At 64.4% G+C, this 15,449-nt stretch carries 12 protein-coding genes; all 12 read right to left on the bottom strand.

The window, feature by feature from the left end; genetic code table 11:
• Positions 1-27 precede the first annotated feature (27 nt).
• Positions 28-1,701, bottom strand: a complete 1,674-nt coding sequence (gene recN / locus HB777_08120; protein QND63868.1) for a DNA repair protein RecN — start codon at positions 1,699-1,701, stop codon at positions 28-30.
• Positions 1,702-1,820: 119 nt separating this feature from the next.
• Positions 1,821-2,690, bottom strand: a complete 870-nt coding sequence (locus HB777_08115; protein QND63867.1) for an outer membrane protein assembly factor BamD — start codon at positions 2,688-2,690, stop codon at positions 1,821-1,823.
• A gap of 215 nt (positions 2,691-2,905) precedes the next feature.
• Positions 2,906-3,892, bottom strand: a complete 987-nt coding sequence (locus tag HB777_08110; protein QND63866.1) for a UDP-3-O-acyl-N-acetylglucosamine deacetylase — start codon at positions 3,890-3,892, stop codon at positions 2,906-2,908.
• Between the two features lie 293 nt (positions 3,893-4,185).
• Positions 4,186-5,868 carry a cell division protein FtsZ gene (ftsZ, locus tag HB777_08105; GenBank protein QND63865.1) on the bottom strand — a complete coding sequence of 561 codons (1,683 nt, stop codon included), beginning with the start codon at positions 5,866-5,868 and terminating at the stop codon, positions 4,186-4,188.
• Positions 5,869-5,936: 68 nt separating this feature from the next.
• Positions 5,937-7,244: a cell division protein FtsA gene (ftsA, locus tag HB777_08100; GenBank protein QND63864.1), complete on the bottom strand. Its 1,308-nt coding sequence runs from the start codon at positions 7,242-7,244 to the stop codon at positions 5,937-5,939.
• Complete coding sequence (locus HB777_08095; protein ID QND63863.1) at positions 7,241-8,182, bottom strand: cell division protein FtsQ/DivIB; 942 nt, start codon at positions 8,180-8,182, stop codon at positions 7,241-7,243. Before HB777_08095 ends, ftsA begins: the two co-directional genes overlap by 4 nt.
• Positions 8,170-9,096 carry a D-alanine--D-alanine ligase gene (locus tag HB777_08090; protein ID QND63862.1) on the bottom strand — a complete coding sequence of 309 codons (927 nt, stop codon included), beginning with the start codon at positions 9,094-9,096 and terminating at the stop codon, positions 8,170-8,172. Before HB777_08090 ends, HB777_08095 begins: the two co-directional genes overlap by 13 nt.
• Positions 9,097-9,397: 301 nt before the next feature.
• On the bottom strand, positions 9,398-10,363 hold the full coding sequence (murB, locus tag HB777_08085; GenBank protein ID QND63861.1) for a UDP-N-acetylmuramate dehydrogenase: 966 nt from the start codon (positions 10,361-10,363) through the stop codon (positions 9,398-9,400).
• A complete protein-coding gene (locus HB777_08080) occupies positions 10,360-11,766 on the bottom strand; it encodes a UDP-N-acetylmuramate--L-alanine ligase (protein QND63860.1) in 1,407 nt (468 codons plus the stop codon). The genes murB and HB777_08080 overlap by 4 nt, the downstream gene beginning before the upstream one ends.
• On the bottom strand, positions 11,763-12,890 hold the full coding sequence (gene murG / locus HB777_08075; GenBank protein QND63859.1) for an undecaprenyldiphospho-muramoylpentapeptide beta-N-acetylglucosaminyltransferase: 1,128 nt from the start codon (positions 12,888-12,890) through the stop codon (positions 11,763-11,765). The genes HB777_08080 and murG overlap by 4 nt, the downstream gene beginning before the upstream one ends.
• A 1-nt stretch (position 12,891) precedes the next feature.
• Positions 12,892-14,043: a putative lipid II flippase FtsW gene (gene ftsW, locus HB777_08070; GenBank protein ID QND63858.1), complete on the bottom strand. Its 1,152-nt coding sequence runs from the start codon at positions 14,041-14,043 to the stop codon at positions 12,892-12,894.
• Complete coding sequence (locus HB777_08065) at positions 14,043-15,443, bottom strand: UDP-N-acetylmuramoyl-L-alanine--D-glutamate ligase (protein ID QND63857.1); 1,401 nt, start codon at positions 15,441-15,443, stop codon at positions 14,043-14,045. The genes ftsW and HB777_08065 overlap by 1 nt, the downstream gene beginning before the upstream one ends.
• Positions 15,444-15,449 lie beyond the last annotated feature (6 nt).

Genomic DNA, 15,449 nt, shown 5'->3' with positions numbered 1-15,449 from the left:
TGACTCGATCCCTGACACCCGTCGTTCTTATGCCGCCGTGGTATTTTCACGCAGCAGCCGCTCGGCGGCGGCGCGCGCCTCGTCGGTGATGGTGGCGCCGGCCAGCATGCGCGCGATCTCTTCCTGTCGCGCCGGCCGGTCCATTTCGGCAATGCCGGTGGCAACCCTGTCGGTGGTGCCGGATTTGGAGATCAGGAAATGCGTTGCCGCGCGCGCCGCCACCTGTGGTGCGTGCGTCACCGAGAGCACCTGGACGCGCTTCGACAGCCGCGCCAGGCGCTGGCCTATGGCGTCCGCGACAGCGCCGCCCACGCCGGTGTCGATCTCATCGAACACCAGCGTCGGCGCCGAGCCACGGTCGGCCAACGCCACCTTCAGCGCCAGAAGGAAGCGCGAAAGCTCGCCGCCGGACGCCACCTTCATCATCGGCCCGGGCCGCGTGCCGGGATTGGTGCGCACCCAGAATTCAATCTGGTCGATGCCCTCTTCCATGCGGTTCTCGGCATCGCTCTTCATTTCCACAATGAAGGCAGCGCGTTCGAGCTTCAGCGCCGGCAATTCCGCCATGACCGCCTTGGTCAGGCCGACCGAAGCTGCATGACGAAGCGAGGACAGCTGCGCGGCGGCGATGTCATAGGTCTCGCGCGCGGCAGTGGCCTGCTTTTCCAGCCCGTGCAGGCGTTCCTCGCCGGCATCGAGATCGGCGAGATCGGCCGACATCGTGTCGCGCAGCTGCGCCAGATCGTCGACGGCGACGCTGTGCTTGCGCGAGGCCGCGCGCAATGAAAACAGCCGCTCCTCCGCCTTCTCCAGCCGCTGCGGATCATATTCGGTGGCGCGAAGTGCTGCCTCGACGCCCGATTGCGCCGCGTCGAGCGACAGCATCGCCTCATCCAGCGACTTGACGACGTCGTCAAGCAGGCCGGGCGCCTCCGTCACCTTGCGCTGCAGCCGCCGCAGAAGGCTGGCCAGTTGCGGCAAGGGCGAGGACGGGCCGGACAGCACATCCTGCGCGTCATGGATTTCGGAAGCGATCTTTTCGGCCCGCATCATCGACGCGCGCAGTTCGGCCAGATCGGTCTCCTCACCCGGCTGCGGATCGAGCTTGGTCAACTCCGCCACCGCCGCGCGCAGATAATCGGCCTCGCGCGCGGCCGCCGCCACCTTGGCACGGTGGCGCGACAACTCCTGCTCGCAGGCGCGCCAATGCCGCCATGCCTCGCCCGTCGAGCGGACGGCGCCGAGATGGCCGCCGAAAGCGTCGAGCACCTCGCGGTGCGCGCCGGGATCGACCAGAGCGCGTTCGTCATGCTGGCCGTGGATCTCGACGAGCGCGCGGCCGACATCGCGCATCAGGGTGACACTCGAAGGCTGATCATTGACGAAGACGCGGGTGCGGCCGTCCGCCGTCTGCAGGCGGCGCAGGATGATGTCGCCGTCATCCTCGATGGCGTTTTCGGCAAGCAGCGCACGCACCGGATGATTGCGCGGCACGTCGAAGACCGCGATGACCTGGCCTTGCGCCGCGCCATGGCGCACCAGCGACGCGTCGCCGCGCGCACCGAGCGCCAGCGACAAGGCATCGAGCAGGATGGATTTGCCGGCGCCGGTTTCGCCGGTCAGCACCGAAAGACCCGGCTGGAAGTCGATATCCAGCTTCTCGATCAGGACGATATCGCGGATCGACAGTCTGGAAAGCATCAGAACCCGAATCTAGAACGGCACGCGACCATTTGCAGTCGCAGCGCCGCACTATCTTTTTGTTTGAGCGTCGGATCAATCCGAAAAGCGCTGTGAACGCTTCAGTCGATGCTCAGACGTCAGGCGCCGGTGATCATCTTCCCGGCCTTGGATATCCACGACCCGGCGTTTTCGCGCGGTGCAAGCCCATTGCTCTGCAAGAGCTTGTAGGAATCCTTGTACCACGAGCTGTCGGGGTAGTTGGTGCCGAGCACCGCGGCGGCGGTCTGCGCCTCAGAGGTCAGACCCATCGCGTAATAGCTTTCGGTCAGGCGAGCGAGCGCCTCCTCGACATGACGCGTGTTGGAATAGTTCTCGACCACGGTGCGGAAGCGCTTGACGGCGGCGATGTATTCACGGCGCTCGAGATAATAGCGGCCGATCTGCATCTCCTTGCCGGCCAGCTGATCGTTGGCGAAGCGAATCTTTTCCTTGGCGTCGTCGGCATATTCCGATGTCGGCCAGCGCGTCACCAGGTCCTGCATGGTCTGAAGGGTCAGGCGCGCTTCCTTCTGGTCCTGCGTCACGTCCTTGATCTGGCGGTAGTAACTCAAGCCGATGATGTACTGCGCATAAGCAGCGTCATCGGTCGACGGATAGAGCGTGAGGTAGCGCTTGGCCGAGCCGATCGCCTCGTCATAATTGCCCTGGCGATAGTCGGCGAAGGCGCCCATCACCATCGATTTACGGGCCCACTCCGAATAGGGATGCTGGCGGTCGACCGCGTCGAACTTGCGGCTCGCCTCCTGCAGGCGTCCGGCATTGAGATTGGCGAGGCCCTGATTGTAGAGAACATCAGCCGGTTCTGTCTGGTCGACATAGGTCGACAGGTCGATATCTTTCTCCGACGACATGCAGGCCGACAGGAAGAGCGATGGAACAACCACCGAAAGCGCCAGGAAAACAGCTCTCTGCGGCGCTTTCAATTGACCAACTCGCTTGAAGAACATGATTGGATTCCGCCCTTTCGGCGTTATTTTAATGTCCGCTGCATGCCGTTGTCCCAAAACTGGTCCCCACTTCCAGGCAACATGCACTAATCGACGGCAGCAGCCATAAACCATAACCGCCTTGCCGGGCAACGCTATCGCCGGCCAATCGCGCATTTTTGTGGCGACAAGCGGGCGGCCCGACACCCATGTGATTTCGCCAGCTGGTGGTGCATTCATGCAACACCTCTGCCCGCCATGAAATCCGAAAAAGTTAAGAGAATCAGATCATCCAAGGCGCGTAGAGCGGCGCGTTGACGGCGTTCATCTCGGCGCTGCGGCCAGCGCTCGCGGCGCGTCGTCTCGACGATCTCGAACGCGGTCCGATCCGACAGCAGGCGGCGCAGGGCCGCGGCGTTCATCCTGTGGCCGCCGCGATAGGAGCGGAAGCAGCCGATGAAGCGGGCGCCGGCCAGCGCCAGGTCGCCCATGGCGTCCAGCGTCTTGTGGCGCACGAATTCGTTGGGATAGCGCAGGCCGCCCATATTGATGACGCGGTTGTCGTCACCGATGACCAGCGAGTTCTCCAGCGAGGAGCCGAGCGCGTATCCGGCGGCCCACAGCCGCTCGACATCCTTCATGAAGCCGAAGGTGCGGGCGCGCGCGATGTCGCGGCGGAAGATATCGGCATTGAGGTCGGAGGCGAACAGCTGACGGCCGATCGCCGGGCTTTCGAAGTCGATCTCGATCTCGAAACGGGTGCCGTCATAGGGCCGAAACTCCGCCCAGGAGGCGCCGTTCTCGATGCGGACCGGCTTGATGACCCTGATATAGCGGCGCTTGACCGAGAGCGTCTCGATGCCTGCGTGATCGATGGCTTCGACGAACGCCATGGCGCTGCCGTCGAAGATCGGAACCTCGGAACCATCGATCTCGACGGCGACATTGTCGATGCCGAGCCCGAACAGCGCCGCCATGATGTGCTCGACCGTGGCGATATGCTCGCCGGCGGGATCACCAAGCATGGTGCACAGGTCGGTGGCGCCGACTTCCGAGACCAGGGCGCGGAACTCGCGGCCCTGCTCCGCACCGTTGAAAAGCTGGAAAACGATGCCGGTGTCGGCATCCGCCGGCAAAAAGCTGATGGAGACTTCCTTGCCGCTGTGGACGCCGGTGCCGGTAAGCGACGCGCGCGTCTTCAATGTCGTCTGATAGTCGTGCAAGACAATCCCCATAAGCCCGTAATGCCTAGGTCCGCTTCTCCAGCCCGAGGGCGCGGCTCTTGTGTGAATCGGCAGGCAGGGCGACTTCCCCCGAAATCCCGGCAAACCGACGATGGTAGGCAGCGAAGATAATGTCCCGTCAGGGAGACTCCAAATCACGGTTTCTTACTCTATGTAACCGCGAGCTGGAATGGGTACGGCTTGGCAAGTTATTGAAATAACACCATTTAAAACGGCAACAGGCAAGCGACACCTCGCTTGCCTGTTAACAAATGTTACAGTCCGTTTACCAATCAGTTGGCCTGGCGGCGCAGGAACGCCGGAATCTCCAGCTGATCGTCTTCCTGAGTCGACCTCACCTGCGGTGTCAGGCGGCCCTGGTCGTCGAGCTGACCACGGCGCGGCGCGTAGAGCTGCGCGTCCTGGCTGGCGAGACGGCGCACTTCGGGCGCTGCCTGGCGCAGCTTGGGTTCGCGCGGCTGCGCCGGCTGCAGCCGTGCAGGCTCTTCTTCGCGGCGGGTCAGGCCGTTGGTCAGGCGCTTCAGCAAGCCCATCGGTCCGCTGTTGTTCTCGTGGTCGACCGGGCGGCTCTTGGCATCCACCTCGGCCTTGACGACGGGCGGAAAGTCCTCGACGCGCGGCATACGCTGCGGCGCCATGGCAACCGGCTGCGGGGCTTCGCGCAGCATCTCGCGCGGCTGCGGAGCAGGCTGCATCATCTGCTGGACCACGGGCTGCGGCATCGGCTGTGCTGGGGGCGCCTGGAAGATCTTGCTCTGCGGGCGGAAATCTTCAGCGTGAGCGACCGGAGCCGGGCGCGCCTGTGCCATGGCCGCGGCATTGGCTTCGGCCAGTTGGATCGCTTCGGCGACCGGGTCGGTCGCGCGTGGCTCGTATGCCGCCTGCTGGACAGGCGCCGGGCGAACCTCCGCGATCTGAGCCGCCGGACGGCTGACCGGCTTCGGCGGTGCCGTGCGGATCGAGATCGGCGCAGCGGCGATTTCAGCCGCCGACTTGTCGATGCCGGTGGCAACCACCGAGACGCGGATGACGCCCTCAAGTTCCTCGTCGAAGGTGGCGCCCAGGATGATGTTGGCGTCCTGGTCGACTTCCTCGCGGATACGGGTTGCCGCTTCGTCGACTTCGAACAGCGTCAGGTCGCGGCCGCCGGTGATCGAGATCAGCAGGCCCTTGGCGCCCTTCATCGAGGTCTCGTCGAGCAGCGGATTGGCGATCGCGGCTTCGGCGGCGGCCATCGCGCGGCCCTCGCCCGAAGCTTCGCCGGTGCCCATCATCGCCTTGCCCATCTCGCGCATGACGGAACGGACGTCGGCGAAGTCGAGATTGATCAGACCTTCCTTGACCATCAGGTCGGTGATGCAGGCAACACCGGAATAGAGCACCTGGTCAGCCATGGCGAAGGCGTCGGCAAAGGTGGTCTTGTCATTGGCCAGCCGGAACAGGTTCTGGTTGGGGATGACGATCAGCGTATCGACGCATTTCTGCAGTTCCTCGATGCCGAAGTCCGCCGTCTTCATGCGGCGCTGGCCTTCGAAGTGGAACGGCTTGGTGACGACGCCGACGGTGAGGATGCCCTTTTCACGGGCAGCACGGGCAACGACCGGAGCGGCACCCGTACCGGTGCCGCCGCCCATGCCGGCGGTGACGAAGCACATATGGGTGTTGGTGAGATGGTCGAGAATCTCATCGATGCATTCTTCGGCGGCCGCGCGGCCGACTTCCGGCTGCGATCCCGCACCGAGCCCCTCGGTGACGTGAGCGCCGAGCTGGATCAGGCGGCCTGCCTTCGACATTGTCAGCGCCTGCGCGTCGGTGTTGGCCACCACGAACTCGACACCGCGCAAACCGGCGGTGATCATGTTGTTGACGGCATTGCCGCCGCCGCCGCCGACACCGAACACGGTGATGCGCGGCTTAAGCTCGGTGATGTCCGGCTTTTGCAGATTGATGGTCATTGTCTCCGTCCTTTGCCTTTCACGCCGCTTCGCCGCCGCGGCCGCCTATGGGGCTGTCCCCGTCAATTTTAGAAACTGTCTCTCAACCACTGACTCATGCGATGCAGTTTTCCGCCCGTTCCGGTCATTCTCAGACCGGAAATTCCTTTCGCCGGATGGCTCTCGAAACTCGCCATCTGCGGATAGATCAGAAGCCCCACCGCGGCCGAGAAGGCCGGCCCCTTCGCCGCTTCCGGCAGGCCGGCCACGCCGAGCGGACGGCCGATGCGCACGTTACGTCCCAGGATGCGGCGCGCCGCTTCCGGCAGGCCGGCAAGCTGGCTGGCGCCGCCCGTCAGCACGACACGCTTGCCCACCGCATTGCCGTAGCCGGACTTGTTCAGCCGGTCGCGCAGCAGTTCGAGCGTCTCGTCGATGCGGGCGCGCACGATGCGCGTCATCACCGAGCGCGGGATCTGCAAAGGCACGTCGCCATCGTCGCCGATCGGCTGGATCGAGACCAGGTCGCGGTCGTCGGCGCTGCCCGGCAGCGCAGAGCCATGCATCACCTTCAGCCGTTCGGCGGCATCGAGCGAGGTCGACAGCCCCTTGGCCATGTCCAGCGTGACATGATTGCCGCCGATGGCGATGGCGTCGCCATGCACGAACTTGCCTTCCGAAAACACCGAGATCGTCGTCGTGCCGCCGCCCATGTCGATGCAGGCCGCACCCATTTCCAGTTCGTCGTCGACCAGGGCCGCCAACCCGCTGGCATAGGGCGTCGCCACCATGCGCTCGACCGACAGGTGCGAACGGTTGATGGAAAGCTCCAGATTGCGCATCGGCGCGGCGTCACCGGTCAGCACATGCATGTCGACGCCGAGTGCGTCGCCGACCATGCCGCGCGGATCACGCACGCCGCGTTCCGCATCCAGCGAGAAGCCGACGGGAAGCGAATGGATCACCTCGCGCTCGGCCTTCAGCGCCTGCTTGGCGCCGGCGCCGAGAACGCGCTTGATATCGGCCTCGTCGGCCTCGTGGCCGCCCAGGTTGATGGTGGCGGAGAAGGCTTCGCTCTTCAGCCGGCCGGCGGTCATGTTGACGATCAGCGAATCGACCGTCAGCCCGGCCATGCGTTCGGCCGCGTCGACGGCGAGACGGATGGCATGCTCGGCGCGGTCGAGATCGACGATGACTCCCGACTTCACGCCTTGCGACTTCTGGTGGCCGATCCCGATCACCTGGATCCGGTGCGAGCGGCCGCGCAACAGCTTGCCATCATCGCATGGCTTCAGCTTGGCCACCATGCAGCAGACCTTGCTCGAACCGACATCTAGCACCGTCAGGGTGCCGGACCGGCGCGACGAGGCATCGCCTTGACCGCCAAGCCAGCTCATATCTTCGTCTCCGGCTTGCGCTTCAGGCTCTTGGGTTTTTCGTTGAGCGCGGCTTCGCGCTGCGTTGCCGCCTCCGGCGTCAACTGCACGACCAGCCGGTCCGTCAGGCGCATGTCGACGGCAGCGATATCGCGCGACAACAGGCCCTTGTCCTGGTCCATCCTGACGAGTTCGGCGAGCGCCTGATCCTCGTCATCCTCGGGAAGCTTGACGGTGATGCCATTGTCCAGCTTCAGGTCCCAGCGCCGTTCGCCGACGCGGATGTAGCCTTTGATCCGGCTCGCGAGGTCAGGATATTTTTCGATCTTGGCGATGAAGCCGGGCGCACTCACCGGCGCGCCGGTACCGATCAGCAGCGGCAGCAGCACCTGCTTGCCGCCCGAGAACGGCGCGATCACGGCGCCATCCTTCTCGATGACGGACAACTCGTCGCCCTGCTGCCAGAGCGCGAAGGCCTCGCGTTCCTCGACGCGCACTTCCAGCGTGTGCGGATAGACCTTGCGGACCGCCGCACCCTCGATCCACGGCAAACCGGAGATCCGCTCGCGCGCCGCTTCGGCGTCGAAGCCGATCAGCGACGTCCAGCCATCGAGTTCGAGCCTGTCGAGAATATCGATCTCCGAGGTCTGGCGATTGCCGACCACCTTGACCTGATCGACGGCAAAGCCGGTGCGGGCGGTGATGCTCTGCACGATGCCGTCGACATGGCCGCCGAGATAGGCGCCGTAGGCACTGCTCGAGGCAATCAGCACGGCCGACATCATGGCCGCGGAAAAGCGCGGTGCCTGGAATTCCCCGACACCCAGGCGCGCCAGAATGCGCACAGGGCGGCGCAGCATGCGCGGCAGCACGAAATGGCCCGATGACAACGGCAGGCCGAATGGCGCCGGCCCAGCCGCGCCCCTCTCCCTACCTTGTCCCCATTTCAACGCAGACACGAAGCGTCCTCCACCATCCAACTCAACAAATCGCCAAACGAGTGCCCGGCCTGGGCGGCGATTTCAGGCACCAAGGACGTCGGCGTCATACCCGGCTGGGTGTTGACCTCGAGCCAGACAACCTCGCCGTTTTCGGAATGCCGATCGTCATAACGGAAGTCCGACCGGGAAACGCCCCGACAGCCGATCGCTTGGTGAGCCTTGAGCGCCAGTGTTTGTATTTTTTGGTAAATATTCGGTGAAACTTTTGCGGGGCATTCGTGCTTTGATCCCCCGGCGACATATTTTGAATCATAGTCGTAGAAGGAATGGCCGGTCGGGATGATCTCGCAGACCCCCAGCGCCACATCGCCCATCACCGCGCAGGTCAGCTCGCGGCCGTGGATGTAGCGCTCGACCATGACGGTGTCGCCATATTTCCACTCGGACGAGCCGATCACCTGCGGCGGATGCGACTGGCCTTCATGCACGATGACGACGCCGAAGCTCGAACCCTCATTGACCGGCTTGACCACATAGGGCGGCTTCATCGGATGTTTGTTCTGGATGGCGAAGCGGCTGGTGACCTTCGATTCGGCGACCGGGATGCCGACCGACTTGGCAACCCGCTTGGCCTGCTCCTTGTTCATGGCCAGGGCCGAGGCGAGCACGCCGGAATGGGTGTAGGGAATGCCGAGATATTCAAGGATGCCCTGGATGGTGCCATCCTCGCCAAAAGGGCCATGCAGCGCATTGAAGGCGACGTCGGGCTTGAGCTCGGCAAGCACCGAGCCGACATCGCGCCCGACATCGACGCGCGTGACCTGGTAGCCTTCCTTCTCGAGTTCATCGGCACAAGCCTTTCCCGAGGACAGAGACACGGGCCGCTCGGACGAAAACCCACCCAGCAGGACGGCCACATGCTTGTTTTTCATTCCCCGGCATCCCCTCTCGCAGCGGACCAAAAACCAAGATTTTCCGCAACATTGAGTCCGAGTCTCCCGGCAGGTTGCCCCCCAGACGGAAAACGCTGAAAACGCGTCGAACGACTCAAATCAGGAAACGCTTTCGAGCAGAGAATCAGAGAGTTGATTCACTGGCAAGTGCTTACGATTCCGAGAGATTCACTTTCTGAGAAAATGGATGCGAAAAGCGTGTCGTTGAGTCTTCGGAGCAACGGTTGGGGACCGTTTTGGCCTCGTTGAAGTTCATGCATCACATGAACTTCGAAGCAGGCTAGAGGAGTTGCCCGAGAAACTCCTGAACCGCATGCCCCGGCCGGAAATTGCCGATGCGCTTGATTTCCCATTGCAGCCGGATGCCGGAATTCTCCAGCACCCGCGTGCGCACCGTCTCGCCGAGATATTCAAGGTCGTAGCCGGTCGCGGTTCCCGTGTTGATCATGAAGTTGCAATGCATCGGCGACATCTGCGCGCCGCCGATCATCAGGCCGCGGCAACCCGCCTTGTCGATCTCCTTCCAGGCCGAGGTACCGTCGGGATTCTTGAAGGTCGAGCCGCCGGTCTTCTCGCGGATCGGCTGCACGGTCTCGCGGTGGTTCTGCACGGCCTCCATCGCCGCCTTGATCGCCGCTCTGTCCTCGGCAAAGCCTTCGAACACGGCCGAGGTGAAGATCAGCCCGGCAGGCGCCGCCGAATGGCGATAGGCGTAGCCCATATCGGCATTGCTCAGCGTCTGCACATTACCCTTGCGGTCGAGCGCACGCACTTCCACGACGCGCTCGCGCGTCTCGACGCCATTGGCGCCTGCATTCATCCGCAGTGCACCGCCGATGGCGCCCGGAATGCCGTGGTAGAAATGGAAACCGCCAATGCCTGCCTCGAGCGCCACCGCGGCAACCCGCTTATCGGGCGTGGCCGCTCCTGCCTTGATCCTAATTGGCGAGATGACCTCGGCCTCGCCGAACCCCTTGGCCGAAAGCCGGATGACAAAACCCGGAATGCCGCCGTCGCGGACCAGGAGGTTCGAGCCGACACCGACGATGGTCAGCGGTATGTCCTCTGGAACAGCCTTGAGGAACGCGGCAAGGTCTTCCTCGTCGGCCGGCTGGAACAGGGCCTCGGCAAGCCCACCGGCGCGGAACCAGGTGATCTTGTCCATCTCGGCATTCGGCGTGATGCGGCCGCGTAGGCCGGCAAGCCGGTCGCCAAGTCTGTCGATCAGGGCCTGGCCGTGCATCATGAGACGGTCCCGCCAAGCTCCTTGGGCAACGCATAGGCCCATTGGGTGATGTTGCCGGCGCCAAGGAAGACGACGAAATCGCCCGGCTTGGCCAGATCACGGATGATGGGCGCAATCGCCGCCGGACCCTCGATGTAGCGAGCGTCGCGATGGCCGCCGGCGCGGATGCGCGACACCAGCGCGTCCGAGCTGACGCCCTCGATAGGCTCCTCGCCGGCCGCGTAGACCGGCGCCACCATCACCGTGTCGGCGTCGTTAAAGCAGGCGGAAAACTCGTTGAACAGATCATGCAGCCGGGTGAAGCGATGCGGCTGGGCGATGGCAATGACGCGGCCCTGGGTGGCGCTGCGCGCCGCCTTCAGCACCGCCGAGATCTCGACCGGATGGTGGCCGTAGTCGTCGAATATTTCGACGCCGTTCCACGAACCGGTGTGGGTGAAGCGGCGCTTGACGCCGGCGAAGGATGACAGGCCCTTTTTGATCGCTTCGGCGGAGAGGCCAAGCTCATGCGCGACCGCGATCGCGGCGGTCGCGTTCGAGACGTTGTGACGGCCAGGCATCGGCAGGCGCAGGCCTGAAATCGTCGTCTGGCCGCCGGTCTTGCGGTCACGGATCACCACATCGAATTCCGAAGTCGCGCCCGCCATGCGGTGGTTGGTGAAGCGCACATCGGCCTGCGCGTTCTCGCCATAGGTGACGACGCGGCGATCCTCGATGCGGCTGACCAGCGCCTGCACCTCGGGATGATCGGTGCACATGACGCCAAAACCGTAGAACGGCACGTTCTCGACGAACTGGCGGAACGCCTCGCGCACCTTGTCGAAACTGCCATAGTGATCGAGATGTTCGGGATCGATGTTGGTGACGACCGCGATCTCGGCCGGCAGCTTGAGGAAGGTGCCGTCGCTTTCGTCGGCCTCGACCACCATCCATTCGCCGTCGCCCATGCGCGCGTTGGTGCCATAGGCATTGATGATGCCGCCATTGATGACGGTCGGATCGAGCCCGCCGGCATCGAGCAAGGTCGCCACCATCGAGGTCGTCGTCGTCTTGCCATGCGTGCCGCCGATCGCCACCGCCTGGCGAAAGCGCATCAGTTCGGCCAGCATTTCGGCCCGGCGCACGATCGGCAGCAGCTTTTCGCGCGCGGCCTTCAGCTCCGGGTTGGATTTCTTGATCGCCGTCGAGACGACGACAACCTCGGCCTCGCCGAGATTTTCGGCCTTGTGGCCGACGAAGCATTCGATGCCCTTGTCTCGCAGCCGTTGCACATTGGCGCTTTCGGCCTGGTCGGACCCTTGCACCTTGTAGCCGAGATTGTGCAGCACTTCGGCAATGCCGCTCATGCCGATGCCGCCAATGCCGATGAAATGCACAAGGCCGATGGTCTGCGGCATCTTCATGCGTGCGTCCCCTTCCTGAAATCCGAAACGGTTTTTTTCGACGCAATAGCCTCTGTGAGATCAGCGAGCAACCGTGCCGCGTCCGGCCTGCCGGCCGACTTCGCGCCCGCCGCCATAGCCACCAGCCGCTCGGGAGCGTCCATCAACCCGCCGACGAGCGCTGCGATGCGCTCGGGCGAAAGCGAGGATTGCGGGTGCACTTCGCCGCCGCCGGCAGCGGCAAGGGCCGCCGCGTTCGCCGCCTGGTCGTGATCGAGCGCATAGGGGTAAGGCACCAGCAACGCCGGCCGGCCGATGACGGCGATCTCCGAGACGGTCGAGGCGCCGGAGCGCGAGATCACCAGATGCGCGGCCGCCATGCGTGCCGCCATGTCGGTGAAGAAGGGCGAGACCTCGACGGCGACGCCAAGCGCGGCATAGGCCGCCTTGACCCGCGCCACATCATCCGCGCGCGCTTGTTGGGTAATCACCAGCCGCTTGCGTTGGGCATCGGAAAGCAGCGCGATGGCCCCCGGCACGGCATCGGAAAAGAACTGGGCGCCCTGGCTGCCGCCAAACACCAGCAGGCGGAACGGCTGTTCCCCGGTCGACGCCGCATAAGCCATCCTGGCCGCTTCCAGCACGGCAGGCCTGACCGGATTGCCCGTCGTCACCGTCTTGACGCCGGCAGCACTGGTGTCCTGCGGCAGGAAGCCGCCGGCGATGGCATCGACACGGCCGGCCAGCGCCCGGTTGGCGCGCCCCATCACCGCGTTCTGCTCGTGGATCACCGTCGGCACCTTGCGCCGTGTCGCCGCGTAGAGCGGCGGCAAGGTCGGATAGCCGCCGAAGCCGACAACGGCATCCGGCTTGATCCTGCCGATGACGGCGGAAGCCTGGCGCACGCCGCGCCAGATTTTCCAGAAGGCGCCAAGCAGGGCAAAAGGATTTTTCGAGCCCATCGTCGCCGACTGGATCGGATGGATGGCGGCGGCCGGGAAATGGCCGGCGAAACGCTCGGCACGATCATCGGTCGCCAGATGCACCGACCAGCCGCGCTCGTTCAGCTCATGCGCCAGCGCCTCGGCCGGGAAAAGATGCCCACCGGTTCCGCCCGCCGCGAGAAGGATGACACCCCTCGCCATGTCACTCCGCCGGCAGAGCGCGCTGCGACAGGCCAAAGCCCATCTGCTTGCGCTTTTCAGGCCGCTTGCGCGTCAACGCCAGCACCATACCCATCGAAATGGCGATGGCGATCTGCGAGGAGCCGCCATAGGAGATGAAGGGCAGCGTCATGCCCTTGGCCGGCACCAGCTGCAGGTTGACGCACATGTTGATGACAGCCTGCAGGCCGAAGACAGTAACCAGACCACCGACCGCATAGCGGGTGAAATCGTCATGCTCCTTCAGCGCCGTGTTGAGACCGCGCAGCACGATGAAGGCAAAGATCGACATGATGAAGAAACACATGATCAGTCCGAACTCTTCGCCGGCGACCGAAAAGACGAAGTCGGCATGGCTGTCGGGGATGACCCGCTTGACGGTGCCCTCGCCCGGCCCGACGCCGAACCAGCCGCCGTTGATCAGCGCTTCGCGCCCCATGTCGACCTGGAACGTGTCGCCTTCGCCGGTGAGGAACTTGTCGATGCGCAAGGCGACATGCGGAAACACCGTATAGGCGGCAAAGACGCCGCCGACGCCGGCAGCCCCCAGTGCGACGATCCACAGCCATGGCAGCCCCGCCATGAAGAACATGATGCCCCAGGTGCCGGTCGTCAGCATGGTCTGGCCGAGGTCGGGTTGCGCCACCAGCAGCGACACGACCAGCACCAGCAGCAGCATGGCGAACAGATTGCCCGGAATGTCGGGCTGGCGCTTGTGCTCGGCAAACAGCCAGGCGCACATGATGACGAAAGCGGGTTTCAGAAATTCAGACGGCTGGATCGACAGGCCGGCAAGCGAAACCCAGCGGCGCGCGCCCTTGACCTCGACGCCGATGTAAAGCACCGCCACCATCAGCACCAGCATCAGGCACAGCATGATCAGCGCCATGCGCCGGATCTGCCGGGAATCGAGGAAGGAGACGGCCAGCATCACGCCGAGCGCCGGCACGGTGAAGATGATCTGCCTGGTGGCGAAGTGGAAGCTGTCGAGGCCGATGCGTTCGGCCACCGCCGGGCTGGCGGCGAAGGACAGCACGATGCCGAGCCCCATCAGCGACAGGAACGCCGCCAGGAACCAGCGATCGATCGTCCACCACCAGGTCGCAACCGGACTTTTGTCGAGACGGCTCTGCATTATCGTGCCCCTCCGATGGGTTTCACGCCCTCGATAGCATTCGCAGCTTGCCTGAAGGCTTCGCCGCGGACTTCGAAATTCTTGAACTGGTCGAAACTGGCGCAGGCCGGCGACAACAGCACCACCGCCTCGCCGCTGTCGTCCTGGGCCGCATCATGCGCGGCATGCTCGACCGCCGCGGCCAGCGTGCCTGAAATCTCGTAAGGCACGGCCTCACCCAGCGTCGCCGAAAAGGCGGGGGCGGCCTCGCCGATCAGATAGGCCTTTGCGATGCGCGGGAAGAAGCCGCGCAACGGCTCGATGCCGCCTTCCTTTGGCAGGCCGCCGGCGATCCAGTAGATGCGTGCAAAGCTCGACAGCGCCGGTGCCGCCGCATCGGCATTGGTCGCCTTGGAATCGTTGATGAACAGCACATGGTCCTTGCGGCCGACCTGCTCCATGCGGTGCGCGAGGCCGGGAAAGCTTTCCAGCCCCGACTGGATCTCGCCAAGCTCCAGCCCGACCTTGAGGCACGCGGCAACCGCTGCCAGCGCGTTCTGCGCATTGTGCTGGCCGCGCAGCGAGCCGATGCCCTCGAGGAAGGCGACGCGGCTGTAGCGGCCGTGCACCGCTTCCATCAGATTGGTGCCGTCGGCGAAATAGCCGTCGGTCAGCGGCAGCCGCTTGGAAATACGGATGACATGCCGCCCCGCCCGCTCCAGCCGCTCGGCGATCTGCGCGCACCAGGAATCGTCGATGCCGACGATTGCCGTCTCGCTGCCGGCCACCAGCCGCTCTTTGATCGCGGCGTAGTGCTGCATGGTGCCGTGGCGATCGAGATGGTCGGGCGTCAGATTGAGCAGGATGCCGGCGGTCGGGTTGATCGAGGGCGCGAGGTCGATCTGGTAGGACGAGCATTCGACGACATAGTGCCGATCGGGCTCCGGCGGATCGAGCGTCATCACCGCGCGGCCGATATTGCCGCCCATCTGGGTGTCACGCCCGGCTGCTTTCAGGATATGCGCGGTCAGTGCCGTTGTCGTCGACTTGCCGTTGGTGCCGGTGATGGCGATGAAGGGCGAAATTGGCGCACTCAGCATCCGCTCGCGGCAGAAAAGCTCGATGTCGCCGATGATCTCGACGCCTGACCCGCGCGCCAGCTCCACCGTCCAATGCGGCTTGGGATGCGTCAACGGCACGCCCGGAGACAGCACGAAGGCCGAGAATTTCGCCCAGTCGGCACCACGCAGGTCGGCGGTTGCGATGCCGGCAGCGGCCGCCTTGGCAACGCTTTCGGGATTATCGTCCCAGGCCAGCACGTCCGCCCCGCCCTCGATCAGCGCGCGCGCCGTCGCGATCCCCGAGCCACCGAGCCCGAAGAGCGAAACGCGCTTGCCTGCAAAGGATGCGGCGGGGATCAAAGGGCC

The organism is Mesorhizobium loti, assembly GCA_014189435.1.
GTDB lineage: Bacteria > Pseudomonadota > Alphaproteobacteria > Rhizobiales > Rhizobiaceae > Mesorhizobium > Mesorhizobium loti_G.
This window is presented reverse-complemented; position numbering and strand designations above follow the sequence as displayed.